This is a genomic window from Streptomyces sp. NBC_00376, from assembly GCF_036077095.1.
In the GTDB taxonomy this organism is placed as follows: domain Bacteria; phylum Actinomycetota; class Actinomycetes; order Streptomycetales; family Streptomycetaceae; genus Streptomyces.
In genome coordinates this window covers 4,608,348-4,632,797 of record NZ_CP107960.1, presented here as the reverse complement: position 1 = coordinate 4,632,797, position 24,450 = coordinate 4,608,348, and the positions used below count along the sequence as shown (strand labels likewise).

The window sequence follows — 24,450 nt, the reverse complement described above, 5'->3', positions numbered from 1 at the left end:
GCGCCGGTCATCTCGCCACCCTCGATTGAGCCGACAGCCGCCTCCATTACGGAGCCAAAGCCCCCGCAGCCCATCCGCCGTTCGGCAAGCCATCCTCGGCCCGATGGACGAAGGCAGCCGTCACTGCCGGAACCGTTCAGTCTCCGGACGCCACTTTTGCTTGTCGGTGCTGAGGACTCGTCCCAGGCGGGCATTCGTCACTCGGCATACTCCACTGTGCTCGCCACGCGAACTCCCCTTCCCGGAACGACGGTTGACCGGCGAAGGTCGGCGGGCTCGCGGCTACAGGGTCTCCTGCGGGCTGTCGGGAGGGCTCCCCGGGGCGCAGACGCAGGTTCCGATGGGCTGCAGACGTCGCAGCCGATTGGCCACCTTGCTTTCGAAAAACGCTGCACTCGAGGTAAATGAATACCTGTGCCGGCCGCCTCAGAATTTAACGGCCCTTACTGGGAGAGTTTCTGCCGCAGCGCGCACGGGGAAATATTTGTCGCACGCAATCCTCCATGGCGTGCTACTGTCGGACTCGGTTGCAGTTTTGGTACCCAAAAACTTCAAGCGCCTCCGGTCGGCCTCGATGCCGCAGGGTAGCGCTTTGTAATTCCGGTCATTTTCCGGGCGGGGCATCATCGCGGCGACGCGGTTTCCGTGCAGTGCGGATTCCGGTGTACTGCCCAAAGGAGATATGACATGGCTACTGGCACCGTGAAGTGGTTCAACGCGGAAAAGGGTTTCGGCTTCATCGAGCAGGACGGTGGTGGCGCTGACGTGTTTGCCCACTTCTCGAACATCGCCGCCCAGGGCTTCCGCGAACTGCAGGAAGGCCAGAAGGTCAGCTTCGACATCGCGCAGGGCCAGAAGGGCCCGACGGCCGAGAACATCGTTTCCGCCTGACGCTGGCGCGCATTTCGTGGCTGGGGCCCGCATCCCTCGGGGTGCGGGCCCCAGCTGCAGGCATTTCCGCAGCGATTCATCCACGGGAATAAAATATTGAGGCGCACAGGCTCCTCGGAGCCGCGCCCGGCGATGCACCGGATTCTTTTTCGCACGCCATCTCCCATTTTTGCGTACGTCGACACGAATTTCCCGTGGGCCACGTTCGCATTCCATTCGGCCCGTGCCTGTGATTCCCAGCGCTGCTCTTATGCTGCGGAATTCCTTGATACGCGCCGTATCAAGGAAGGTTCTGCATGAACCCCACACGCACGAAAAGCCGTTCCTCCCGTGCCCGCCGCAACGGCGGCCACGGGTACGACTCCGCTGCTGGTTCGATTCGGGGCAGTCGCTTCGGTTCGTCCGCCCCGAACCGTTCGGCAGGTCCGAACCGTTCAGCAGGTCCGAGCCGTTCGGGTGGTCGGCGGCCCGCCGCGATGCAGGGAGAGTTCGCCCTGCCCGAGACGATCACTCCGGCGCTGCCCGCAGTCGAGGTGTTCAGCGACCTCGACATGCCGAGGAGCCTGCTGGCCGCGCTCACCGCGCAAGGCGTGGCCATGCCGTTTCCGATCCAGGGTGCGACGCTGCCGAACTCTCTGGCGGGCCGCGACGTCCTGGGCCGCGGCCGGACCGGCTCCGGCAAGACTCTCGCCTTCGGCCTGGCCCTGCTGGCCCGCACCGCCGGGCAGCGCGCCGAGCCCCGTCAGCCGCTGGCCCTGGTTCTGGTTCCCACCCGGGAACTCGCTCAGCAGGTCACCGATGCCCTCACCCCTTACGCCCGCGCTGTGAAGCTGCGCCTGACCACTGTCGTCGGCGGGATGCCCATCGGCCGGCAGGCGAATGCGCTGCGGGGCGGCACCGAAGTCGTCGTGGCCACCCCCGGTCGCCTCAAGGACCTCATCGACCGCGGTGACTGTCGGCTGGACCAGGTCGCGATCACTGTCCTCGACGAGGCCGACCAGATGGCCGACATGGGCTTCATGCCGCAGGTCACCGCGCTCCTGGACCAGGTCCGCCCCGAGGGCCAGCACATGCTGTTCTCCGCGACCCTGGACCGTAACGTCGACCTTCTGGTCCGTCGCTACCTCACCGACCCCGTCGTCCACTCCGTGGATCCCTCCCAGGGTGCCGTCACCACGATGGAACATCACGTCCTGCACGTGCACGGCGCCGACAAGCACCGGCTGACGACGGAGATCGCGGCGCGCGACGGCCGGGTGATCATGTTCCTGGACACCAAGCACGCCGTGGACCGCCTCACCCAGGACCTCCTCACCAGTGGTGTCCGGGCTGCCGCTCTCCACGGCGGTAAGTCACAGCCGCAGCGCACCCGCACCCTCGCCCAGTTCAAGACAGGGCACGTCACCGTCCTGGTCGCGACGAACGTCGCGGCGCGCGGCATTCACGTCGACCACCTCGACCTCGTCGTGAACGTGGACCCGCCGACCGACCACAAGGACTACCTCCACCGCGGCGGCCGTACCGCGCGGGCCGGCGAGTCCGGCAGTGTCGTCACCCTGGTCACCAACAACCAGCGCCGCGACATGACGCGCCTCATGGCAGCCGCCGGCATCGTGCCCCGGACCACCCAGGTCCGCTCCGGCGAGGAAGCACTCAGCCGGATCACCGGCGCCCGGACCCCCTCCGGCACCCCCGTGACGATCACCGCGCCGACACCCGAGCGGCGCAAGCGCGGCACGGCCTCCCGCGGTCGACGCAGCCCGGCCGCGGCTGCCCGGCGCGTGAGCGGGCGACAGTCCGCCTTCGATGCGGCGGCCTGAGCACCGCGTGGTCCGGAAGCTGACCCATCTCTGCAGGAGGCACGTTGTGACACTGGTCCAGATGCAGCCCCACCCGGCGAACGCCGGCCTCGTGCCCCGGACGGCGCTCAAGGCCATGAACACGGCCGGGCCACAGGTCTGCGACGACATGACCGTCGAGGTGGCCCTGTCCGTCATGGCCAGTGCCAGGACTGGACACCTGAGAGTCTGCGACAACGACAGCCTGTGCACCGGACTGGTCACCCGGGCCCAGCTCACCATCGTCCGCGACGGCCCCGCCTACACGGACCGGCTCCAGCTGCGCGACATCCTCGGCGACCGCGGGCCGCACACCTCGCCCGCCACCATGATGGCCGAGCACGCCACGCACCGCCGCCGGCTCGCTACCCAGTCCGTCGTGGACGAGCAGGACAGCGCCCCGGGCGTCCTCGCCCTGGCCCTCTGAACCCTCTCACCACGGCGGAACAATCCCCTTCTTCTCCCTGTGAGGCATCGTGCGCTGTGTCATCGCCCGCTTCCCGTTCGAACTCACCAAGAGCGGCGTCCTGGAATCCATGAAGGGCATCAAGCCCGAGGAGGTCGTCGGCGAGTCCGTGACCATCGGCCGCCGCGCCTACCCCGTCAAGCAGGTCGGCGAGGTCATCACCCGCCAGGATCGCCGCGACTTCAGCGCCGACGAAGTCCTCCGGGCCATGACCAAGCTCGGCTTCACCTGCCGCAGCCTCCCCCGGACCGCCGCGCCCACCCGCGCCCTCAGCCCACTCCAGCACGCCTCCGCGATGCTCGGCACCCCGGTGGCCGTCTGACCATCTGGCCACCTGGCCGATGGGAAGCGCGAGCTGACACCTGAACAGTCGGGAGGGCCCGACCGGCACACGCCGGTCGGGCCCTCCCGCGTACCGGTGAGTTTCTCTACGCGGCGCGACGTCAGTGATCGGAGTAGCTGAAGTCGCCCATGGTCCAGGCGCTGACATCCGCGATCGAGACGCGGTACATCCCACCCGTCTCCGGAATCCCCACCGTGCCCTGAAGGATCCGCGCCATATGGAAGTGCAGATACGCGGGCGGCCCGTCCCCCCGCGTCGTACCGGTGAACGCGGCGGAGAACTCGCCCAGACGGGACGAGTCCGTCAGGACCTCCGACACCCGTTGCCTCCACACGGCTTCGGGCGCCAGCCGGCCGGTGATGACAGCACCACCGGTGACCACGGTCAGGGACATCTGATTGTTGTGCCCGGACTCCACCAGCGTGGCGACGTCAACGAGCAGCTCGTCAGGCTTCGACATGAGAGCCGATCCTATTCGCGGGTCCGTCCCGTCCGTCCCCTCGACCGGTCGTACTGCCGAGCGAGACGGGCAGTCGCCGTCTTCCCCTCAGAGGCCCGCCGGCTGACCGCGGTCGCTCTGACGGGTCGGTTGACCACGGGCCGGCCGAAGTCTCCGGCGAGGTCGATTACCTCCTCACGAGACACACAAAAATCTCTATTGGCCAGAGTAGACATTGGGTGGTGGCGTGGTTATGGTTTCTCTCGTAACCCAGAGAGACAGCAAGACCTGGCAGAGACGAACTGCCGGTAGTACATGTAGTTGCAGGGCGGTGCGGCAGTGGAGTTTCGAAGCCAGGGTTGTTGAAGGACGGCGACGGGACTGACAGCCGGACCGGGTGGCCCGCAGTGAGGGGCCGCCGGAGCGGGACCGCTGTCATGGCAGTTGCGGTGCCCGTGAGTGCAGTCCGCAGTACCCAGCAGTGAAGTGACTGAGCGGTACCTCGGTGAAGGCGTCGGCTGCGGACGCGCGCACCGGGAAGTTCGGCAGTGGGGTTCCAAGCCAGAGCAGACGCAGGACGGGCAACGGGGCTGGCTGCCGAAGAGTGGCGCTGTCACAGGCCACTGAGCAGTTCGCACACCAGCAGTACGCAGTAGAGCAGTACCAGTAGTACGCAGTACCCCCATGGTAGGTAATTGATCACCGAGGGAAGAACGGAGGAGCCCGCGCCATCAGGATCGCCTGGGCTGGAGTCTTTGGCCCGGGTACCGCAGGACATCGATAGTGAGGTGGTCTCCGGTCAAGCAACCGCGATCCCCGCACTCCCGACAGCAGCCAGGTCGGGGCCGCGGATACAGAATGCCGGTGCAGTATCAGGGCCGGCAGGTGGTGTAGTAGTTCCTTCGGGGCCCTGGTGCCGTACGGCACCAGGGCCCCTCCACGCGTTCCACAAGAGAGGTGCAAGTGACAGCAGACGACTCGTACGGCCGTCTTGACGACGACGACTACCCCGCCTACACGATGGGCCGGGCCGCCGAGATGCTCGGCACCACCCAGGGCTTCCTCCGCGCCATCGGCGAAGCCCGTCTGATCACCCCGCTGCGCTCGGAGGGCGGCCACCGCCGCTACTCCCGCTACCAACTGCGCATCGCCGCCCGCGCCCGCGAACTGGTCGACCAGGGCACGTCCATCGAGGCCGCATGTCGCATCGTCGTCCTGGAAGACCAGCTGGAAGAGGCGCAGCGCATCAACGCCGAGTACCGCCGCGCCGCCGAATCGGCAGAGCCGCCGACCGCGGACTGAGGCGGTGCCCGCCGGACACCGGCGGGCACCCGCACAGGTGCAGGCGATTCCTCTGGTGACGGAGTGTGCGGACGTGTACCGTCCCGGTGAGTTGTCGTGGTTCGGAAGTTCCCTCTGCCCACCCCTTCGGTGTGGGCGTTTTGCTGTGCTGTGCCGCAGGAACCAGGACGATCACCTCCGCCTTCCGCATGGAGCGGGAGGCGTCAGTCGACTGGAAGGCATGAGACATGGCTACGGGAACCGTGAAGTGGTTCAACGCGGAAAAAGGCTTCGGCTTCATCGCTCAGGACGGTGGCGGCCCGGATGTCTTCGCCCACTACTCGGCGATCAACTCCTCGGGCTTCCGTGAGCTCCAGGAGGGTCAGGTCGTGACGTTCGACGTCACCCAGGGCCAGAAGGGCCCCCAGGCGGAGAACATCAACCCGGCCTGACCTTCCCCATCCCTCCGGCGGAACCGGGATCCTCTGGGTCCGGCCGCAGGCTACGGCGGCCCCGGACCGCCCCGGTCCGGGGCTCGCTCACGCAATCATGCGGGTTCTGGATGTATGCGTGTGGGGTGACGGCCGGGAAACGACGGTACTGGGCAGGAGCTTCACCTCCTCCGCCCCTGACAGCACCGCATGCCACAACGTGCCAGTAGCGGCGGTGAACAGCGGTCGACAAGGCATCGGCCAAGGTGGCAAGAACAGTACCTTCAGTGGATGTTCTCGCAGGTCAGCAGCCCTGTGGTCCATCACGTGCAGAGTGATTCCCAAGCTCGGAGCGCGAGTTCGATTCTCGTCACCCGCTCCATGCAGAAGCCCCAGGCCGGCAGCCGGGGGCTTGTTTGTTGGTAGCTTCACCGCTGGTGGGGCGGCGGTCGGTTGGGCCCGTCTCCTGCTCACAGGAGTGTTGCCTGCGGCCCGAGCGGCTCATCGTCGGCTCTTCCTGGATAATCGACGTATGGCATCACAGCCCGGTCTTTCCGATCTCCGTCGTGCCAAGTTCGCCCGGCGCCTGCCCGCAGCGCTCTCCGAGCTTGCCGGTCCCGAGCACGGCCCGGTACGCCTGCCGCTCCACTCACCAAGGTCCGCGCCTTGGCCGACCGTGGACTCGCCAGGGATCTGATCGATGTACAGGCCGCCACGGACCGCTGGAACCCCGTCGAACTCGAGGAGCTCGGTCGGCGCCATGCCCGCGACTCCTTCGACCTCAGCGAGCTTCAAGCTCGGCTGAGCGGAGCCGACTGGATCGACGACACGGAATTCGCCGCCTACGGACTCGACGAGCGGGCAATCGCCGGGCTGCGGCAGTGGGCACAGGCCTGGGCCGACGACATCGGGGAACGGCTCCACGAGCTTGAGGCTCCGCACGAGGACTGATGGCCTCACGGATGCCGACCGCTCGACAAGAATGCGGTTCGCAAGAGAGGCTGCCAGCCCCGCGGTCGCCATGCCCCATCCATGCCCTTCGGGGCGGACAACAGCGGTCAAGCTCGGCGCCCTGGGACCACGCCGGCCTCGCATCTCAGGGTCGAACATGCAGGCCAGAAGCACTTCGAGCGTGCAAGCACCGGTGATTCCCAAGCTCAGAGCGCGAGTTCGATTCTCGTCACCCGCTCCACGAGGAAGGCCCTGGGCGGCGACCAGGGCCTGTTCGTTGTCTAGACCTCTCGGGGCCCGCGCGCCATTCGCGTGCCATCAATGCCATAACGGGGGGGCGGCTACCTGGTCCCTCTTCATCGCCTTGACCTCCCGGATGTCGACGCCCGACAGGCCAGGACCTCGTTCCGCTTCGTCCGGCGCACTCGGCGCCGGTGGCATGCGGCGTGGGAGCGGCCTCCGGCGGCACCCGTGTGGCGTGTCCTGCCTCCGAGGCGCATCCTGGTGGCGAGATCGCCGGCAACGGGCCTGGCTCCCGTGCCCGCCGGGCCGCGGCGCAGGCGCTGCACGGCCCCTCCGTCGCCCTGCGGAAGGGAACGGGATGACAGTCGGATCGCCGCCCGGGGATCCGGATCGCTCGGAGAGCTTCGGAGAGGGGCTGCTGGGCGGGCTCCTGGACCGGGCCCACGAGCTGCCGCCCCATCTGGTCGGGCCGATCCTGGCCGACACGGTGGCGCGGCTGGGGGGACGGGATCCGGAGATCCTGCTCCAGGACTACGGGCAGCAGAGGCTGGTCCCCCTGCCGGGCGAAGGGCTGGCGGGCGGCGAACCGCAGACCATCGACGGCTCCGAGGCCGGGCGGTGTTTCCTCACTTCGCGCCCGGTCGAACTCGCGCTGCCCGACGGCGTACGGGTCCTGCTGCCGTTGCCGGACGGGGGCGACCAGTCGGGTGTCCTGGCCGTCACGCTGGACGCCGTCGATGACGACGACCGCCGCCTCCTGCGCAGGATCGCCGGCCTGATCGCCGACATGATGCAGACCAGGAACGGCCACACCGATCTCTTCTCCCGCACCCGCCGCAGCGAACCGATGAGTGTCGCCGCCGAGATCCAGTGGTCGCTGCTGCCGCCTCTGTCGATGGTGACGCCGCGCGTCGCCCTCGCCGGCGTTCTGGAGCCCGCTTACGACGTGGCGGGCGACAGCTTCGACTACGCCCTGAACAGGGACACCTTCCACCTCGCCGTGATCGACGCCATGGGTCACGGTCTGGACGCGGCCACGATGGCCACGGTGGCCATCGGTGCGTACCGGCACGCCCGCCGGATCAGCGTCGAACTGTCCGAGATCTACCTCTTCATGGACCGGGCCGTGGCCGAGCAGTTCGCGCCCGACCACTTCGTGACCGCGCAGATGATGCGGCTGGACACGAACACCGGCCGCCTCCAGTGGGTCAACGCCGGGCACCCCGCCCCCATGCTGATCCGCCGGCACCGCGTCGTAGGCCGCCTGGACAGCCCCACGACCCTGCCCGTCGGCTTCGGAGGAGCACAGCCGCAGGTCAGCGAGGTGACGCTCGAACCGGGGGATCGCGTCCTCTGCTTCACCGACGGGCTGATCGAGGAACACGAGAGCGGACAGGAAGAGTTCGGCGAGGACCAGCTGATCGACTGGGTGAACCAACTGGAGAAGGCGGAACGGCAGGTCCGCGCGGTGGCACGGGACCTCTCCCACACCCTCAAGCGGGCACGCCGCGACGCCACTTCGGACGACGCCACGCTCGTCCTGGTCGAGTGGCGAGGATGACGGAGGGACGTGTCACGCCGGCTCCTGGCGGTGGGTCACCCGCTCGGGAAGCGTGGCGACGAGGATCTCGGCGGCCCGGGTGACGTTACCCGCGTCGACCGCACGGGCCATGGCGTCACGTGCCGCGTCGGGTGTCGTGTCCGGGGGCACCACCAGGAGGGCGAAGTGGTCGTTGTCGCCACGGGTGATGAGGACGGTGTCGTCGCCGACGGGGAAGGAGTCGAGGTGCACGACCCGGTCGTCGACAACAACACGAGTCGGGACCTCCTCCCAGGCGTCCTTGTCCAGGCCGACCCGCGTGACGGGGCCGAGGTGCGTGGTGAGCGCCTGGATCAGGGCGGGCAGCTCGGCCGCGACGTCCCGGGAGCGGGGCCACCACGCGCCGTCGAGGACGCCCTCGCGGGAGTGCGTCGTCCGCAGCCGGAGCAGGGCCGTGCCGGGATTCACCGCTCGGTGGATCTCGTCCGGAAGGAGCTTGGGAGGGGTCGGGCTGTCGGATTCGGCCATGATGGTCCGCCTGCCTGCGCGGGGGCCGCCGGCACCTCACGGCCGGCGAGACACCGCCGTGGTCACACGGTACTCCGCGTGCCGGTGGTCATGCCCGCGGCTGTCGGCCGGACGGCGTGCCCGGCGGGAAATCGCCTGGTCAGAGCGGCTCGTCCGACCGCTGGGCGGAGTACGCTCAAAATACCGGGAGTACCTCGTACACCCGCTCCCACGCGGACGTCGTTTCCGGCGATCAAGACACTGGGCCGCCCTGCAGGACGGCCCGGAGACGGGTCCGCATCATGACCACGACCGTCGAACGCGGAGTGGCACGGGCGTTTGTTCCCCCGCTCCCGACGCGGCTTTCCCTGACGCCGAAGACCACCCTCGCCGGCCAGTTGGACGGTGCCTGGTGGCCCTACTCACGGGACCTGCCCACCGAGCTTCCGTCCCTGGTCGAAGCGCTGGAAGGGCGCTGGGGACGCATCACGCGCGCCATGGTGAATCCCACCCGCTGGCCCATCGTCCCGCACAAGGTTCCCGCCGCCGGGCACATCGTGCACGTGGGCTGGTTCACCGAACAGGATCCCGACAAGATGATTCTGCTCTCCTACACCGGAGGCCGCTGCGACCTGCTGGTGATCCCGCCCGAGACCGGGCCCGCCGCGGCCGCCCGGCTGATGAGCGCCGCCGCCGTCCCCGGCAGCGTCCTCACCGCCGGTGTGCTGATGTCCGACGAAGCCGCGACCGGCCGCCGTATGCGGGACGCCCGAAGCAGCCAGGAGGCTTGGGAGACCGATGGCGGGACCGTCCTGCTGCCTCTCCGGCACCCGGTCGTCGGCGCGCGGATGATTCCCCTGCCGGGGAACACGCGGAGATGATGACATGGAGACCCTGATCACGCTCGCGGCAGGCGCCCTCCTGATCGCGCTCGGCATGCTCCTGATCCACCGGCTCAACGCCCAGCACGACGCACGCATCGCGGTCTACCACTTCAGCGATCCCTTCCCGGCCATCAGCCGGCCACCCGGCCACAGCCACGGCTACGACAGCTCGACAGGGCAAGCCTCCAGCCGCGGGCTCACGGGCATCCGGCCCTGACCTCAGACCACTCCTCCGACCGAAGGCCGCGGGTGGGGCGCCCGACACCCGGGACAACCCACCCGTCGGCCTCTCGCTTCGCCCCGAAGGGAACACACCGCCTTGTACCCCGTCGAGAACGAGCCCCTGCCGCAGGCAGGACACGCCGAGATCCGGATCGTCGCCGCAACTCCCGAAGCCGCCCGCGCGGTCGCCGAAGTAATCCGCCGCTGCTTCGCCGGAACGGAACAGCGCAGCTACCCCGCTCCCAAAGGCGGCACCCGGCTCCACCTCACCGTGGACACCGAATCCGCCGCAGGACCCGCCCTCTCCTGGCTCACCACCAGCAGACCGTCCGCGCACACCGGCGCCCACGGCAACGAAGTCTGAGAAGCACCGGACCTTCACATGCACGAAAGGACTCGATCATGGCGACCCTCCGCGAGCGGCAGATCTACCGCGAGCGAGTCCTGACCGCCCTCTACGAAGCCACCGAAGGCAACCGTCTCCTCGGAGTCCCTGGGCGGAAGCTGCGGGACGACCTGCGCATCCCGGAGGAAGACCTGGCCGCCGCCTGCACGTACCTCGTCGGCGAGGGCCTGATCACTGTCGACTGGGAACCGGGCAACACACCCGCGATGGTCTCCCTGACCCACCAGGGAATCCGCCGCATGGAGGCCGCAGAAGAAGAACGCGACTGAGCCGGACTGTCCAAGGGCCGAGTCGTCCACCGCTCAGCCCGGCACGTACGGCCTGCACGGCCCCCTGCGCGCACACGAACGAGGGGGACGGGGCCTGCCCGATGACCCGCTCGCCCCCCCGGTCCGTCCGGCCCGCAGTCGTACAATTAAAGGTGGATCGAGCACTCTCACGTGTGACGATCCGGAAGGGCGGCCCCGGCGGAGTGAATGCGCTGGGGCCGTTGCGACGACGCCCGCCATCAGGCCCACGCGCCGGGCGTCATGTGGCCGCCTCACGTCAGCAGCGGCGCAGAGTGTTCCATTCAGATGGTGTCGCCCTGCCGGACTGCAGCCCAGAACTGGTTCGTGCACTTCCGGCACGGACGGCCCTGACAATCGGAGCGGGCTTCTGTTACGAGGTCGCGCAGGGCTCAGTCTGTCCCTCGGCCCCCCAGCGCGTGCTGCCGGGTCAGCCGTGAAATGTCCTTCGCGGTGACGATCCCCACCAGATGGTGCCCGTCCACGACGAGAATGCGCATGCCGGTACCTGGGCGGAGCTTGTCGAGAGCCTCACTCAGAAGATCACTCGGGGCGGCAACCGCGCACTGTGACAGCGGGATCGCCACCTCGCGCACGCGCAACGCCTCCCGGCGCGCTCCCGGTATCCGGGCAAGCTTGCGTATCTGAACGATCCCGCTGGGGCGGCCTTCGAAATCGAGCAGCGGCACGGCGGAATGGCGGGAGCTCGCTGCCACCTCGTCGATGAAATGCCGGATGGTCAGCCAGTCGGCGCCGGTGGTCACCGGGCTGGACATGGCATCGGCGACCTTGATGCCCCGCAGCGCTGTGTGGATCACGGCGCGCTGCCGTTCGGCGCCGGCGACGACCGCGATGAAGAGACCGACGAAGACGAGCCACAGCCCGCCCGGCGCCCCGCGCAGGAAGGAGATCCAGCCGAAGGCCATCAGCAGCCCGCCCACGATCTGACCGCTTCGGGAGGCCGCCCGATCCGCACGTTCCCGGTCTCCGGTACGCCACCACAACAGCGCCTGCACCACCCTTCCGCCGTCGAGCGGCGCAGCGGGAAGGAGATTGAACGCGCCCAGGAACAGGTTCGCCCACCCGAGCCACACCAGAACGGCGGCGGGCACCGCCCAGCCGGACATCGCGTGCAGCCCGATTCCCGCTCCGAGCGCGGCGCTTCCGATGGCCAGGCTGGTGAGCGGCCCGCCGATCGCCACTGCGAAAGCCACCGCGGCCGTCGGCGGTCGCCCCATCCGGGTCATCCCGCCCAGCGCCCACAGCGTCACATCCTGTACCGCGATCTTCTTCCTGCGGGCAATCGCAGCGTGTGCCGTCTCGTGGAGCAGGAGGCTGCCCATGAGCAGCACGGCCCCCACTGCACTGGCGAAGGTGTAAACCGCATCCGAGCGCCCTGGAGTCCATACGGGGAGGGTCTGGCGGCCAAGACCGTACGCGAACAGAACGACCAGCAGCGGCACGCTCCAGTGCATCCGCAGTGGTACCCCGACAACTTGTCCGACACGGACCGAGCCGTTCATCGTCGTCTCCCGCCGGCTCGGCACCCGGTCCACCGGACAGGACCTCGCGACCCGACTCCATGGACCGACCAGCACGGCACCCACCCACAATTGTCGCTCTCGGAATCTCCCGCAGTCGCCCAGGGCCCGGAACGAACTTGCTGACCGGCGAACTGCCCGAAGAGCCCGCCCGCCCATTCCGGATCCGGGTACGCCAGCCGCCCCTCGTCCCCTCCGAACCCAGACGCACGGCTCCAGCCGATCCGACACACCCCGCGTGCCACTACGTGCCATTCGTGTGGGTATAGAGCGGTCACCCCAGGGCACCGTCCGGCCGTCGGCCAGCAACACACCTGTGCAGCGTTTCCGCTGCTCAGGAACATGTCTGGCGATCACGCGCTGGTTGATTCCCGAGCTCAGAGCGCGAGTTCGATTCTCGTCACCCGCTCCACTGCAAAGCCCCAGGTCACATGCCTGAGGCTTGCTTGCTGCCCATACCCCTCGGGGCCCGTGTGCCCTCGTGTGCCACAAGTGCCCTCGTGGCGCGTCGGGTCGGTTCTGGACGCTACTCAAAATTCCGAGTCGCTGCCGTCAGTCGCTCTCTGCTGTGAGGCCGACAGGCGGGGCGTCATCCGTGTGCCTCGCTTCGCAGTCGCCATCATGCGGACCTTCGCTGTGCGTGGCAGCGTGATCCGAGAGGAATCCGTACCCCCACGCATCAAGAGGAGCGCCGTCATGGACGGTACGCAGGACGAGCGTCAGGAGCCGGGCAAGGGCCGGGGCCGCGAGGCGCAGGAACACCATCGCCCCGGAGACCCCGCGCAGCCCCGACCGGGCAGGCAGACCCGTGAACAGGGACGGAAGCCCGGGCAGAAGGAGAGCTCGCGCCGCCGCGAGGACGACCTGCTGCGCGAAGAGGACCTGCACGACGAGGGGCTCTGACCAGGGCACCGCACGCCCGGAGCCCGGCCGGTACGCAACACTTCGGCCGGGCTCTGTCGCATCCCGCCCGACGCCGAAGGAGACCGGGCCGCCCACCACGGTGGCGCCGCACTCTCGGCTCGGCCGCCGTGAATTCGGGGGTCAGCCTTCCGCATCGGCGGCGCTGTCCTGAGGCACCCTCGACCGGACCGCGCCCGGCGACCTCGCCGCAGAGTTCCCGGCCCGCTTGTCCCTCACCCCGAAGGCCACGCTCGCCGGCCAGTTGGACGGGGCCTGGTGGCCCTACTCCCGCGACCTCGAAGCCGAGTTCCCACCGCTCGCCGCCGCCCTGGAGGAACCCTGGGGTCGCGTCACCCGCGTCACCGTGAATCCCACCCGCTGGCTTGTCGTACCGCACACAGTTGCCGTGGACGGGCGCGCGCTGCACGTGGGCTGGTTCACCGAACAGGACCCCGACAAGCGGGCAACACCCCGGCGATGGTCACTCTCACCCCCGAGGGAATCCGGCGCCTGGAGGCCGAGGAGGAAGGGACGGCCTAGATGCGGGCGAACTTCTCGGTCTGGTGGGCGAACTCCTGGGCCATGGCGGCGCTGACCGTGGGCCTGGTTTCGCCGATCGTGCGCAGGTAGTCCTCGGTGGTGGGGCGGGCCCGGGCTCCGGTGTCGAAGGTACGCTCGAATTGGGCTTGGGAAACGGTGCGCGCCACATGGGCGATGTCGGCAGGGGTGAACCCCTCGCTGGCGGACGCCAGCGCCGTGCCGTCGGCCTCCGCGCCCGCTCGGGTCAGATAGCTCTCCCACAGCGCGGTCCTCGCGCGGTCGTCGGGCGGGCCGATCGGCAGCACGTAGTCGAAACGGCCGTGCCGCAGGAACGCGGAGTCGAGCGTGGTCACGTCGTTCGTGGCGCAGACGAGCAGCCGCCCGTCTTGGCCCCGGAACCGGACGATCGCCTTGAGCAGTTCGTTGACGACACCGACCGCGGTCGCGTCCGCACCGCTCCGAGTCCCCGCGATCTCCTCGACCTCGTCGATGAAGACCAGGACGTGGTCGAGCCGGGCGATCTCGTCGAAGCGCCTTGTCAGCCCGCTGGCCAGCCCGTACTCGGCGGCCAGCCGGGCTGGGAACAGTTCGAGGAACGGCCATCCCAGACGGCTGGCTATCGCGTGCGTGAACGTGCTCTTGCCGGTCCCGGGCGGACCGAACAGCATTACCGCCCGCGGCAGCTCCACCCCGTGCTGGGCGGCCATTTCGGGATGGGCCAGTGGCAGGACCAGACGCCGCTCGATGAGCTTCTTCTCCCTCTGCATGCCCGCGACCTTCTGCCACAGTCCCCCTGGCGGCAGCTCCGCTCCGAGCGACGAGAGCATGCTGACCGCCTGAGGGGTCACTCGCCCGCGCTTCTCGAAGAAGACCAGGCCCGGACGGGCGCCGAAGCCGCAGTTACGCAGGGCGGTGGCACCGGTCTCGCCGTCGGGCAGGACCGCGTGCACCGTTCGGACGCCACCGGCGAACAGCCGGTCCTCCAGGGCCGTGATCAGGTCGCTGCCCAGCCCCTGGTGCCGCCAGGCAGGCGCCATGCTGATGCGCAGGATCCACGCCCGGTCACCCTCCACCCTGCTCACCGCGGCGCCGACCACCTCCTCGTCCGCGGTGGCCACCACCGCCGGGTGGAGGGCCTGAAGGGCCGCCACAGCGTCCGAGAGCGGAAAGAGAGGTGCCTCTTCGGCCGTGCCGCTCTCCGCGTCGACTCGGATCACCGCTTCGAGATCTTCCTGGGTGTAGTCCCTGACACGCCAACCCGTCATGCTCAGCTCCGCGCGTTCGGCCGTACTCCCATCATCAGCCGATGTAAGCCGGAACGCGCGCGGCAGCGGCCGCGCGCCGAAGCCCTGGTCAACGGTGACCACCGCGATGCGGTCGCCCGCTCCCACTCCGCCACCCACATACTCCGCCGCACGCTGGCGAGCGACCACGCGCCGGCACGGCTCCCTCGTCGACGCCGGACGCCAAGGATCTGAGGCCGAGGGATCGAGGGAACGAGCCGTTTGGGCATGACTTCACGTACTGGTACCGAAGTTGGCTCTCGAAACCTGGCAGGGGGAGGACCATGCAGTACTGCGAACGCCATGAAATGCACAACTGCGCAGACTGCGCTCCGTGCGCACCCCGCGGCAGCACACCCACCAGCGACTGGGACGGCTGGCCGGTGGCTGCGATCATCATCCATGCCAGCGGCAAGGCCCACCTTCCCGGCTGCACGCACATCGTCCCGGCCGACATCCGGCCACCCGTCTACGGCTGGGTGCTCACCCCCTCACCCGGGGCATGGCGTCGTCTCGCGCCCTCCGGCCCGCTCCGCGCCACCCAGGGCAACATCGAACGGACGGCCGTAAGCCGCTGCCAGGATTGCGACGCGCCGCAATAGGGACGTCGCTCGACTCCTTGATGGGAAGAACCTGCCCATTCAGGCTGGCCGACCGTGCCCTTCGGGGCGATGAACAGCGGTCGGAACGAGTACGACCGGATCACCGCCATGAGCTGCCCATGAGAGCGTTCCAGCAGGTCAGGTAGCGGACGATCCCACCGAGCAAAGATGATTCCCAAGCATGGCCTGGACTGCCATCTCCGCCGTCTTCGCCGTGATCGTCATCCTCGGTGCCACGACCGCCCGGACGCTGTCGCTGCGGAATCCAACTCACGCCCACGCAGAACGCTCGGCTGGGAAACTCCAGCCGAGCGTCTGACTGAACTGCTGACAACAGCCGCTCGACCAGCGGGTCGCTACGCCCTCTTGAATCCGTCACCGGGAGCGGGCCTGCGCATCCGGCGTGGCCTACAGGCTGCCATCAGGTCAGATCGTCGGCGTGTCGTCGACGATCTCCTTGTGCGGTTCGACAATGAACTTCCAGCCCTCACTGGGCTCCAGGAACCGCACTCGGGTCGGGTAGATGTCCAGGGCGCGGCGGTCGCGGTTCTGGCTGTTCGTGTTCTTCCGCGCCCGGGCCGGCTCCTCGTACAGGTCGACCTTGACGTCCGGCACCGCGACGACTTCCTCGCTCCAGCGCTGAACGACCCCCGCACCGAACGCGTCCCGCGCGGCGGAGTAGAGCGACTCCAGGGATTCCTTGTTCCCGCTGGGCACGAAGAGGGCAAGGTTCAGGAGGACACCGGCACTCTGGAGAACCTCGATCTCCTCCCCCTCCTTGTCAGCAATCCAGATCCCGGCCTCTTCGGCATTGTCCGGGAGGACGTGAATCTCCTCACCGAAAACCGTCCTCGCAGCGAAGGACCCTCCATCGAAATTTTTGCCCGGCTCCGTGAGAAAAGCCGGGGCATAGCAGTCGAGAGGAAGGCCACCCATCCCTGCCGAGACGAAGATTCCGTCCTGGGGGCCCAAGCCTGAAATCTCCTCGGCCGTAAGACGTCGAGCCGTAACCTTCTCGGTATTCACGCCATTCCCCTTTTAATCGCGGCGTCCTGTGAATTCATTGAGACTCTACCACGAAAAGGATCACTCACTCCCCATTACGCATGGCCTCGCACTCACAGTGGCACCGGCCAATCTGCGAGTAATTCCTCCCGGGAGAACAGTGGACAAACCCTCCTGCATCATCGAAAAAGCGCAGCACTCATAGAGAAATACGGAGGGGCCCAAGAGGAACCATATAAAAGTTCTGCGATCGCGGATGTCAACAGCGGTCTCTGCCAGTTCCGGGATCGCATTCTCGGCACCGGCATGCAGAGGTGCGGACGAGAAACACAGAAGCCCTCCGCGGAGCACAGCGACTCCACTCATACGCCGGTGTCGGGGCACGTAGGCCCTTCGCGGGAAGCTCGGGCGTGCATCCGGGCATCGTGGCTCCTCAAGGCGTACGAACAGCAACGGAACGCTGCGGGAACGCTAGTACGCGCCACCGACAACCCGTACAGCGACGACCCGTACAGCGACGACCTCGTCCTCGTGGGCCCGCCGCGTCCCGGGGGGGAAGCGCAGCACGGTCACCGGTGCACCGAATCGTTCAGAGACGGCCACCGGGCGGGCGGGTGGTGCCAGGGTGCACGGAACACCGCACCCAGGAGCCTGTGGCATTGATCACAGTGAAAGTGTAGGCGGTGAACACAACTGCACCCTTTTGTCTTTTCTGTCGGTCGCAGTTCTGTGGTATTAGCCGGAACAGGTGAAGAACTCGTGGTGGTGGACCGTTGGCCCGGCCATACGATCCCCTCAAGTCGCATCTGCGTGCCCCCCTCCCGCTGCGACCCCTTCTTCTTTTTCGGACACCGAAGGGCTCTTGTGAAGATTCGCCCGATTCTTGCCACAGCTGTTGCCGCCGCAGTGACCATGCCTGCTCTCCTGCTGTCGGTCACCCCCGCGTTCGCCGACGAAAAGCCGGCAGCACAGACGCAGGACAAGACGCAGGACAAGCCGTCCATCGCGGAACTGGAAAAGGCCGCCGCCGCTGCGAAGGCGGCGTACGACGACGCCGTAAAGGCCGAGAGTGCCGCCGAGGCGGCTCTGGAAGCCATCCTGTCCGACACCAATCCTCTGGCCGTGGCCGCCAAGGCCGCCGAGGCCGCGGCGGCGGACGCCGCCGCCGCGAAGGCGGACGCCGACCAGGCGGTCATCGACGCCCAGGCCGTGGTCGACGCACTCCCGGAGACGGCCACCGAGGAGGAGAAGGCCGCCGCCGCGACCAAGCTCACCGAAGCGAAGGCCGACGCCGAGACCGCCAAGGAGACCAAGGCCGCCGCCGATGCCGCGGTCGTGGAAGCCCTGGACGCGCGGGACGACGAGCGGGTCGCCGCGGTCCGGAAGCTGGACCAGGCGCAGAAGGCCACCAAGGCGGCCCTCGCCGACAAGACCGCCGCCGACGAGGCGCTGGCCAAGGCGAAGGAGGAGGGTGGCGAGGACGGTGAGGACTGCGTCCCGGAGGCCAGGCTCACCACGGTCGTCACGGGTCTGCCGTCCACCGTCGTCGCCGGTACGAAGGTCGACTTCAACCTCCGGGTGACCAACGGCACCGACAAGACGATGGACGAGGTGCTTCCGTTCGCCTACGTCCACGCGACCGACCGGAGCGGGCTCAAGAGCATCGATGACCTGGTGCACCTGCAGTGGTCCTCCGCCTCGTCCTCGAAGTGGAAGACCGTCGACAACAAGCACTACATGGACGCCATCAGCCCGCTGAAGGCCGGTGCCCACGCCGACATCAAGATGCGCCTCAAGATCGACGCCTCGGCCCCCGCAGGCAACGGCGTCACCTTCGTCGCCGGTGACTACTTCAACGACAACGGCACCTGCGGCGGAAACCCGGACCTCGAAGGCTACGAGTTCCTGATCGCCGCCGCGGGCAGCAAGCCCGGCAAGGTCGACGACGCCAAGCCCGGCACCACCAAGCCGAACACCTCGGACGTCAAGACACAGACCAGCGCGTCCCGTCCGGTGAACGGCAGCCTCGCCGCCACGGGCTCGTCCTCCGCGATGCCGCAGCTTGCCCTCGCGAGCGGCACGGCCGTGGCGATCGGCGCAGGCGCGGTGTTCCTCGTACGCCGTCGCAAGGCCGGCACCCACGCCTGATGCATGAGGTGGGGTGCCGACCGGGCACCCCACCCCACGCGCCGGCCGTCCAACGGGCCCGACACCGAGCAGTTCCAAGCCCCTGGCCAGCGACCTGGGACTGCGTTTTCGTCCTGGTCCCGCCAGTGACGCCTTCCCCGAGCCCCACGCTTTTCGACGGCCGATCCCACAGCCCCGTGCGACGCTTCGCAGCGACACCGCGGCCCGTTCTGAGCCGGCCACGTCGGGCAGCCAGTCCTCGTGGGCGCGCGGACCGACCGCGACGAAAAATACCGGTTGCGGTACATCTCCGCTGCCATCTTCCATGTACCGGCATCGGGACCCGGCTGCGGACCGCTCTGCCGGGCGGGCTCGATCTCGCTGTTCATCCGGGCCCTTCTCACCGGGCATCGAGCTGAAAACGACGAACGTGAGTCTCCGAACGGATTCCATGTCGGCGTACGTTGGCTTCAAGCCATGGCAACGGCAATTCCCCCGTCCTCATCAGGCGAAGGCGGTCCTCAGCGCGGACCAGGCGATCCTCGGGTCGGCCAGGCCGTGGTACATCGGCGGGATCTGCTTGTCGACGCCGAAGTGGTGGTAGACGGCGATCATGGCCGCGCGGACGGAGTACTCGACGGTGAAGACGACGTCCTCGGGGATCTCGACGAACTGGCCGAGGAAGGCGAAGTTCTCGGCGCCGTCCGGGACGACGAGGGGGCGGTCGGCCACGACGCGGCGCTGGAACTGGGCGTCGATGTAGGGCATCTGGACGGTGGTGACCTTGGTGGTGGCGCGTACCTCGTCGGCGATGTCGTCGAAGCCGAGGTGGCCGAGGAGCTCGTCGAGGATCTCGGCGCCGGTGCAGTCGTCCATCTTCTTCGGCACGTGGTCGCCGGGGACGTCGCCGAACAACGAGTATCCCCACAGGGTGTACGTGTTCTCCTGCTGGTCGCGGAAGTGCGGCTGGGCCGGGACCACGACGGAGAGCAGCCAGCGCGAGTCCTTCCAGGTCATCAGGGCGCCCTCGCCGGGCACGTTGCCGGTGTACTCCTGGATGCGGTCCAGGAGGGTGCGGCCGGTCATGGTGAGGGTGAAGGATTCCCACTTCGTCTCGTCGATGTTGCCGCAGAAGGCGGTCGGGCGTCCGAAGTCCGGAGCCTTCTTGGCGATCGACTCCCACAGCCGCCAGGAGCCGTCCCGCTTGTCGCGGATCAGCTCGGGGACGGTGGTGCGGTCACCGTAGGTGGTGTCTGCGGTCATGGAGCCGATGGTCAGGAACGCGTAGTCGTCCTTGCCCAGTTCGATCGTCCCGGCTGCGGCACCGTCCCGCTCCAGGTACAGCCGGGAGATCCGGCGCGCGGCGGGATCGGAGAACTCGACGTCGGCGACGGTCACTCCGAAATCGGTGTGGACGCCCTGGGCGGTGAGCCAGTCCTGGATCGGGCGGATGACGGAGTCGTACTGGTTGTACTTGCTGCGCCGCACTCCGGACAGGGTGTGGATGCGGTCGAACTCCTGTACGAAGGCGAGGAAGTACCGCTTCAGCTCGATCGCCGAGTGCCAGGTCTGGAAGGCGAAGGTCGTGCGCCACATGCACCAGAAGTTGGTGGTGAAGAAGTGCGGCTGGAAGAAGTCGTCGATGCGGCGGGCGCCGATGACCCGTTCGGGCAGCGCGAGCAGCCGGGTCATGTCGGCGCGGTCGCGGATGTCCAGGCCGAGCCGGGAGGCGTCGGCGACGGTGCGGTCGCCGTTGATGATCCGGGCCTTGGCGTTCGTGGGGTGCTCGATGTTGAAGGCGAGCATCTCCTGCCGTACCGAGATCGCCGGGTCGTCCAGGGTCGGGATCGTCTCCAGGAGGTTCCACAGGCACACGTAGTGCTCTTCCTCGAACATCCGGCCGCCCCGGGTGACGTACCCGCCCTCGGAGGTGGGGGCGACGGCCCCGTCCATCGATCCGCCGGCGATCGACAGCTGCTCCAGGATGTGGACGTTCTCTCCCGGAACTCCCGCGTCCCGCACGAGGAAGGCTGCGGCGGCGAGCGAGGCGACGCCTCCGCCGACCAGGTGGACCTTGGAGTTCTTCGATACCGGCACGGGCGGACCTCCGGTGCGTCGCGGTGCGGATCGCGGCGCACGTCGGCTCCGGGGCGGGGCCGAGTCATGAGCGCGCGCTCACACGAGCCTGCCCCAGATGCGCTCCCGCCGCGATCGGAGACGTGCGGCCCCGCGGTGCGGCGCTCGTCACCCTCGTCACGTTCCTCGGTGCGTTCAGCTGGAACGGCGTGGAGAACGTGCGCGCCGCCGGCTCGCCCGAGGGCTTCCACTACTGGGTGATGACCGCCTGCTATCTGCCGCTGCCCGCCTGGGGGCCGCTGCTCGCGGTGGTGACGGTGGCCTACTACCGCCGCCGGCGCCGGGCGGCTTTCACGCGGGGTGCGGTGCGGTGCAGCGTGAACCAGGAAGTCGGGACGTCATTCGTGCCGGGTGTCACGTCGGTCAGTTGCCAGTGGGTGAATCCGGTGCGCGGTTCGTCGGCGGTGACGCCGGAGATCGGGTCGTCGAAGGCCTCGGGCCCGTATCCGAACATCAGTAGCCGTGCGCCGGGGGCGGCACGTTTGTGCGGCCGGCCGCGTAGGCGTCGCAACGGTGAGAGATCGCCGCGGAGTGGTCCGTCGGCCCGGACCCTCGCCACACCGTCCAGCACGCCGCGGCGGAGGCACTGACCACCGAGCCCGACGCCCGCCCCGACCGTCGACACCGCCCGCGCCGCCGACCTGCTGCACGGGCTGCTCAGCCCCGAGCTGTACCTGGTCTTCGTCCGCGATCGCGGCTGGTCCCCGGACGCCTGGGAGGAATGGGCCTGCGCGGCTCTGACCGGTCACCTGTGCATCGGCTTCGGGTAGGGCTCGGGGGCAGGGGGGCCGGGCGCGGGGCTTTCGCTGCGTACCGGTGTCCCGGCCCCGCTCGGGCAGTGCTCATCCCGCACCCCGGTGCGGCAGGGTTTTCAAATCGGTTCAAGCCGGTTCGGGTTGCGATTCCGGTTGCCGCGTCGGGGCGGTTCTCGGTTCCCACCGTGCGACGGTTCTTACGTACACGTAGATCACCGAGACCATCGCCAGTACGAGAAGCGGTCCGGCCAGCCACGGGTGCTTCGCCATCTCCAGCGGCAGATAGCGATAGGACACCAGGAGCGCGGCGAACACGGTCGCGCCGTAGGCGACCACCCGTAGCCCCGATCGGTCCCAGCCGCGGTCGAACGTGCGCAGGGCCGCCTCGATGGTGAGCGTGAACACCACGCCGGCGAGGAGGTCCGCGCCGTAGTGGTAACCGAATCCCAACGTGGCGGTCAGCGTGGCGATCAGCCAGAACGTTCCTGCGTACCGCAGGAACCGTGGGCCCTTCCGGGAATGGATGAAGATCGCGGTGGCCCACGCCGTGTGCAGGCTGGGCATGCAGTTCCGCGGGGTGATGCCGTCGAACGGCATGTGGTGCGGGGCACTGACCGGTGGCAGCGTCTCCGGCCACAGGTTGGCCACCGCCCATTGCCCGGTGGGCGGCGATTGCGACCACCACAGGCTGACGGATGTCCAGTGCTCGGTGCCGGTGCCGTACGCGTAGAGCGGTCCGACCACCGGGAAGATCATGTAGAAGGCGGGCCCGAGGAGGCCGATCACCAGGAAGGATCGCACCAGGTGGTGGCCCGGGAAGCGGCGCTCGTTCGCCACGTTGCGGAGTTGGTACAGGGTGACCAGGACCGCGGCCACCGCGAGCTGCCCGTAGACGATGTCGAGGAGGTTGAAGCCGATCGGGCCGGTGGCCGTGACGAGCCGGCCCACCAGCCACGACGGGTTCCCCAGCGCGTGATCGGCGGTCGCCACGTACTGGTCGAGCACTTCCGGGCGGGTCTTGGAGGTGATGAGCAGCCAGGTGTCCCCGGTCTTGCGGCCGGCCACCAGCAGCAGGCCCAGCCCGACGCCCTTCAGCAGCAGGACGCGTTCCGAGCCGGTACGGCGGGTGACGGCGATGACCGCGCAGCCCAGGATCACCCACAACGCGCCGTTCCCGAAGGGGTGGCCGTCGGTCACCTCGGCATCGGCCAGCCACCGGACCACCCAGAAGACGACGTCGATACCGATCGCGGCGCCGAGCGCGATGAACCGTTCCCGCCAGGTGAGCACCAGCATCATCAACGCCATGCCGGCATACAGCAGGGGGCCTGATTTGGGGGCGACCACCACCTCCTTCGCCTGGCTGGCGAGCGGCCCCGGCAGACCGTAGTGATGAGCGGCGATCTCCAGCGCGATGAGGAAACCGAGGGTCACGACACCCGCCACGGCCCAGAGTCGTGCCCGTGGTCGACGCCAGACGGAGAGCGCGGTTCTGTAATTTATTCGCGGAAAAGACCGCGATGTTATGTTTCTCAATTTTCGGCCGATTTTCTATATTTTGGTCAAGCGCAAGGGCGGGTTCGTGCGCCACCTTCCGATCGGGTCGAAAAGATTACCGTCCGGGTTCGAACATGGGCCGAGCCGCCCTGGGTTCCCGAGCAGCCCTTTCCGGCTACGCGCCCGGCGTGTTCGTCGCACATCCGAGTCCGGGCGCGGACCCCGTACTTCTGCGTGGTTCCACGCGGTTCCACCCGGCTTTACGCAGTCGGCCTGCGAGGGGGCGGGACGGCCCGGAGCAGTTCCCACAGCGGGCGTGAGCCGGACGCCCACGCCGCGAGGGTGTGGCGGTCGACCACATGCAGCCGCTGCTGCTCGGCGAAGGCCACGGCGGGTGCGGTCACCCGGCCGTTCGTCACGATCACCGCGACATCGGCGCCGTGGACCTGGCGTGCGGTGCCGTTGAGCACCTGAAAGTCCGGCGTGCCCACCGCGGAGCCGGCGAGGCCGTCGCGCCGGTGCTTGCACTGGATCACCCAGAGCCGCCCGTAGGGATCGGTCGCCTTCACATCCGCGCCCAGGTCCCCGCCACCGCCGACCCGGACCGCGTCCCGGCAGCCGTCGCGGCACATCAGGTCCCGCACCGCGTCCTCGAACCGGGTGTGGTGCAGGGCGTCCAGCTGGGACAGCCCGAACCGCAGGCCCCGGGCCCGTACCGCTTCCCACAGCATCCGCTGCTGCTTCCGGCGCAGCCACACGCCGCCGGCCGCCACCGCGAGCGCGGCCACGACGATCAGGACCCACCAGTGGGCCAGCAGCCAGTCGACGAGGGCCACCACCAGCACCACGGCCACCAGGGCCCCGATCAGCCGACCGTCCGCCCGCTGCCCCGACTTGCCCCGCTTTCGGGGACGCCGCCGCACGGGCGGTCGCCTGGCCGCCCCAGGGCGTCCGGTCGCCCCAGGTCGTCCGGCCCCGCCAGGGCGTCTGCTCGCTCCCGGCCGCCTCTTGCGCGCGCCGGTGCTCATCGGCCGACCTGCGCGACGCAACTCCCGGGCCGGCCCGGGAAGCCCACGGCCAGGACGACGACTGCGAGCAGCAGCACTGCACCCACGTAGTTGCTCAGCAAGCGCTCAGACCTCCCCCGGCGACCGGCCGACCCATCACCACATCGGGAAGGCTGCGCGCCACCCCGGCCCTCCTGTGTAGCCGCACCTCGGCGATACCGGAGGCAGGTTGCCGACGAATGGCACAAAGCGATCGGACCTGGCTGAATTCCTAATGGCCGACTTGCCAGACGTGGCCGGCAAGTCGGCGTCCTTCGCGAGAGGT

Annotated in this window: 24 protein-coding genes and 3 pseudogenes; 18 read left to right on the top strand and 9 right to left on the bottom strand. The window is 68.5% G+C overall.

What is annotated here, in order from left to right:
- Positions 1–687 precede the first annotated feature (687 nt).
- From OG842_RS20995 to OG842_RS20980, 4 genes are all read left to right on the top strand, one after another.
- Positions 688–891, top strand: coding sequence for a cold-shock protein (locus tag OG842_RS20995; protein ID WP_072489439.1), 204 nt, complete (start codon positions 688–690; stop codon positions 889–891).
- Positions 892–1,187: 296 nt separating this feature from the next.
- A complete protein-coding gene (locus OG842_RS20990) occupies positions 1,188–2,711 on the top strand; it encodes a DEAD/DEAH box helicase (protein WP_266731614.1) in 1,524 nt (507 codons plus the stop codon).
- A 46-nt stretch (positions 2,712–2,757) separates the two neighbouring features.
- Entirely contained in the window at positions 2,758–3,156 is a 399-nt protein-coding gene (locus OG842_RS20985) for a hypothetical protein (protein WP_266731613.1), read from the top strand.
- Positions 3,157–3,205: 49 nt separating this feature from the next.
- On the top strand, positions 3,206–3,517 hold the full coding sequence (locus OG842_RS20980; protein WP_266417282.1) for an SCO5918 family protein: 312 nt from the start codon (positions 3,206–3,208) through the stop codon (positions 3,515–3,517).
- Positions 3,518–3,638: 121 nt separating this feature from the next.
- Here the strand turns inward: OG842_RS20980 and OG842_RS20975 are convergent, their stop codons facing one another.
- Positions 3,639–3,998, bottom strand: coding sequence for a hypothetical protein (locus OG842_RS20975; RefSeq protein WP_266731611.1), 360 nt, complete (start codon positions 3,996–3,998; stop codon positions 3,639–3,641).
- A 942-nt stretch (positions 3,999–4,940) separates the two neighbouring features.
- On the opposite strand from OG842_RS20975, the gene OG842_RS20970 reads away from it, so the two are divergent.
- From OG842_RS20970 to OG842_RS20950, 5 genes and pseudogenes are all read left to right on the top strand, one after another.
- Positions 4,941–5,279 carry a helix-turn-helix domain-containing protein gene (locus tag OG842_RS20970; RefSeq protein ID WP_259927793.1) on the top strand — a complete coding sequence of 113 codons (339 nt, stop codon included), beginning with the start codon at positions 4,941–4,943 and terminating at the stop codon, positions 5,277–5,279.
- Between the two features lie 227 nt (positions 5,280–5,506).
- Entirely contained in the window at positions 5,507–5,710 is a 204-nt protein-coding gene (locus tag OG842_RS20965) for a cold-shock protein (protein WP_008735947.1), read from the top strand.
- Positions 5,711–6,221: 511 nt separating this feature from the next.
- A pseudogene (locus OG842_RS20960) lies at positions 6,222–6,338 on the top strand (transcriptional regulator); the annotation flags it as partial.
- Positions 6,339–6,340: 2 nt separating this feature from the next.
- A pseudogene (locus tag OG842_RS20955) lies at positions 6,341–6,640 on the top strand (hypothetical protein); the annotation flags it as partial.
- A gap of 601 nt (positions 6,641–7,241) precedes the next feature.
- Positions 7,242–8,444 carry a PP2C family protein-serine/threonine phosphatase gene (locus tag OG842_RS20950; RefSeq protein ID WP_266731609.1) on the top strand — a complete coding sequence of 401 codons (1,203 nt, stop codon included), beginning with the start codon at positions 7,242–7,244 and terminating at the stop codon, positions 8,442–8,444.
- Positions 8,445–8,456: 12 nt separating this feature from the next.
- Here OG842_RS20950 and OG842_RS20945 read toward each other — a convergent pair whose 3' ends face one another.
- Positions 8,457–8,951 (bottom strand): DUF5994 family protein, encoded by a 495-nt coding sequence (locus OG842_RS20945; RefSeq protein WP_266731607.1) that lies wholly within the window; start codon positions 8,949–8,951, stop codon positions 8,457–8,459.
- 281 nt (positions 8,952–9,232) lie between these two features.
- On the opposite strand from OG842_RS20945, the gene OG842_RS20940 reads away from it, so the two are divergent.
- The 4 genes from OG842_RS20940 (at position 9,233) to OG842_RS20925 (ending at position 10,711) form a co-directional block, all read left to right on the top strand.
- Positions 9,233–9,811: a DUF5994 family protein gene (locus OG842_RS20940; protein ID WP_266731606.1), complete on the top strand. Its 579-nt coding sequence runs from the start codon at positions 9,233–9,235 to the stop codon at positions 9,809–9,811.
- Between the two features lie 4 nt (positions 9,812–9,815).
- Entirely contained in the window at positions 9,816–10,031 is a 216-nt protein-coding gene (locus OG842_RS20935; RefSeq protein ID WP_266731605.1) for a hypothetical protein, read from the top strand.
- A gap of 102 nt (positions 10,032–10,133) precedes the next feature.
- Positions 10,134–10,400, top strand: a complete 267-nt coding sequence (locus OG842_RS20930; RefSeq protein ID WP_266731603.1) for a hypothetical protein — start codon at positions 10,134–10,136, stop codon at positions 10,398–10,400.
- A 38-nt stretch (positions 10,401–10,438) separates the two neighbouring features.
- Positions 10,439–10,711 carry a hypothetical protein gene (locus OG842_RS20925; protein WP_266731602.1) on the top strand — a complete coding sequence of 91 codons (273 nt, stop codon included), beginning with the start codon at positions 10,439–10,441 and terminating at the stop codon, positions 10,709–10,711.
- 410 nt (positions 10,712–11,121) lie between these two features.
- On the opposite strand, the gene OG842_RS20920 is transcribed toward OG842_RS20925, so the two are convergent.
- Positions 11,122–12,252 carry a site-2 protease family protein gene (locus OG842_RS20920; RefSeq protein WP_266731600.1) on the bottom strand — a complete coding sequence of 377 codons (1,131 nt, stop codon included), beginning with the start codon at positions 12,250–12,252 and terminating at the stop codon, positions 11,122–11,124.
- Between the two features lie 714 nt (positions 12,253–12,966).
- Between OG842_RS20920 and OG842_RS20915 the strand changes: the two genes are divergently transcribed.
- Complete coding sequence (locus OG842_RS20915) at positions 12,967–13,173, top strand: hypothetical protein (protein WP_266731598.1); 207 nt, start codon at positions 12,967–12,969, stop codon at positions 13,171–13,173.
- Between the two features lie 226 nt (positions 13,174–13,399).
- Positions 13,400–13,633: pseudogene (locus tag OG842_RS20910) on the top strand (DUF5994 family protein); the annotation flags it as partial.
- Between the two features lie 76 nt (positions 13,634–13,709).
- On the opposite strand, the gene OG842_RS20905 reads toward OG842_RS20910, so the two are convergent.
- On the bottom strand, positions 13,710–14,978 hold the full coding sequence (locus tag OG842_RS20905) for an ATP-binding protein (protein WP_266731596.1): 1,269 nt from the start codon (positions 14,976–14,978) through the stop codon (positions 13,710–13,712).
- A 302-nt stretch (positions 14,979–15,280) separates the two neighbouring features.
- On the opposite strand from OG842_RS20905, the gene OG842_RS20900 reads away from it, so the two are divergent.
- Positions 15,281–15,598, top strand: a complete 318-nt coding sequence (locus OG842_RS20900; RefSeq protein ID WP_266731594.1) for a hypothetical protein — start codon at positions 15,281–15,283, stop codon at positions 15,596–15,598.
- A 181-nt stretch (positions 15,599–15,779) separates the two neighbouring features.
- Positions 15,780–15,917 (top strand): hypothetical protein, encoded by a 138-nt coding sequence (locus OG842_RS20895; RefSeq protein WP_266731593.1) that lies wholly within the window; start codon positions 15,780–15,782, stop codon positions 15,915–15,917.
- A 107-nt stretch (positions 15,918–16,024) separates the two neighbouring features.
- Here OG842_RS20895 and OG842_RS20890 read toward each other — a convergent pair whose 3' ends face one another.
- Positions 16,025–16,624, bottom strand: coding sequence for a hypothetical protein (locus OG842_RS20890; RefSeq protein WP_266731592.1), 600 nt, complete (start codon positions 16,622–16,624; stop codon positions 16,025–16,027).
- Positions 16,625–17,467: 843 nt separating this feature from the next.
- On the opposite strand from OG842_RS20890, the gene OG842_RS20885 reads away from it, so the two are divergent.
- Positions 17,468–18,751, top strand: coding sequence for an LAETG motif-containing sortase-dependent surface protein (locus OG842_RS20885; RefSeq protein ID WP_266731591.1), 1,284 nt, complete (start codon positions 17,468–17,470; stop codon positions 18,749–18,751).
- Between the two features lie 483 nt (positions 18,752–19,234).
- On the opposite strand, the gene OG842_RS20880 is transcribed toward OG842_RS20885, so the two are convergent.
- The 4 genes from OG842_RS20880 to OG842_RS20865 all read right to left on the bottom strand — a co-directional run bounded on the left by OG842_RS20880 (position 19,235) and on the right by OG842_RS20865 (position 24,041).
- On the bottom strand, positions 19,235–20,827 hold the full coding sequence (locus tag OG842_RS20880; protein ID WP_266731589.1) for an oleate hydratase: 1,593 nt from the start codon (positions 20,825–20,827) through the stop codon (positions 19,235–19,237).
- A gap of 304 nt (positions 20,828–21,131) precedes the next feature.
- A complete protein-coding gene (locus OG842_RS20875; RefSeq protein ID WP_266731587.1) occupies positions 21,132–21,320 on the bottom strand; it encodes a hypothetical protein in 189 nt (62 codons plus the stop codon).
- A 427-nt stretch (positions 21,321–21,747) separates the two neighbouring features.
- The gene (locus OG842_RS20870; protein WP_266731585.1) at positions 21,748–23,067 is read right to left on the bottom strand and encodes a phosphatase PAP2 family protein; all 1,320 of its coding nucleotides are present in this window, start codon (positions 23,065–23,067) and stop codon (positions 21,748–21,750) included.
- Positions 23,068–23,378: 311 nt separating this feature from the next.
- The gene (locus OG842_RS20865) at positions 23,379–24,041 is read right to left on the bottom strand and encodes a restriction endonuclease (protein WP_266731584.1); all 663 of its coding nucleotides are present in this window, start codon (positions 24,039–24,041) and stop codon (positions 23,379–23,381) included.
- Positions 24,042–24,450: the final 409 nt, after the last annotated feature.

Excerpts from the sequence above, each read along its gene's own strand:
- OG842_RS20995 (WP_072489439.1), top strand. The coding sequence starts at position 688 with ATGGCTACTGGCACCGTGAAGTGGTTCAACGCGGAAAAGGGTTTCGGC.
- OG842_RS20990 (WP_266731614.1), top strand. The coding sequence starts at position 1,188 with ATGAACCCCACACGCACGAAAAGCCGTTCCTCCCGTGCCCGCCGCAAC.
- OG842_RS20975 (WP_266731611.1), bottom strand. The coding sequence starts at position 3,998 with ATGTCGAAGCCTGACGAGCTGCTCGTTGACGTCGCCACGCTGGTGGAG.
- OG842_RS20965 (WP_008735947.1), top strand. The coding sequence starts at position 5,507 with ATGGCTACGGGAACCGTGAAGTGGTTCAACGCGGAAAAAGGCTTCGGC.
- OG842_RS20950 (WP_266731609.1), top strand. The coding sequence starts at position 7,242 with ATGACAGTCGGATCGCCGCCCGGGGATCCGGATCGCTCGGAGAGCTTC.
- OG842_RS20945 (WP_266731607.1), bottom strand. The coding sequence starts at position 8,951 with ATGGCCGAATCCGACAGCCCGACCCCTCCCAAGCTCCTTCCGGACGAG.
- OG842_RS20940 (WP_266731606.1), top strand. The coding sequence starts at position 9,233 with ATGACCACGACCGTCGAACGCGGAGTGGCACGGGCGTTTGTTCCCCCG.
- OG842_RS20935 (WP_266731605.1), top strand. The coding sequence starts at position 9,816 with ATGGAGACCCTGATCACGCTCGCGGCAGGCGCCCTCCTGATCGCGCTC.
- OG842_RS20925 (WP_266731602.1), top strand. The coding sequence starts at position 10,439 with ATGGCGACCCTCCGCGAGCGGCAGATCTACCGCGAGCGAGTCCTGACC.
- OG842_RS20920 (WP_266731600.1), bottom strand. The coding sequence starts at position 12,252 with ATGAACGGCTCGGTCCGTGTCGGACAAGTTGTCGGGGTACCACTGCGG.
- OG842_RS20915 (WP_266731598.1), top strand. The coding sequence starts at position 12,967 with ATGGACGGTACGCAGGACGAGCGTCAGGAGCCGGGCAAGGGCCGGGGC.
- OG842_RS20905 (WP_266731596.1), bottom strand. The coding sequence starts at position 14,978 with ATGACGGGTTGGCGTGTCAGGGACTACACCCAGGAAGATCTCGAAGCG.
- OG842_RS20900 (WP_266731594.1), top strand. The coding sequence starts at position 15,281 with ATGCAGTACTGCGAACGCCATGAAATGCACAACTGCGCAGACTGCGCT.
- OG842_RS20895 (WP_266731593.1), top strand. The coding sequence starts at position 15,780 with ATGGCCTGGACTGCCATCTCCGCCGTCTTCGCCGTGATCGTCATCCTC.
- OG842_RS20875 (WP_266731587.1), bottom strand. The coding sequence starts at position 21,320 with ATGTTCGGATACGGGCCCGAGGCCTTCGACGACCCGATCTCCGGCGTC.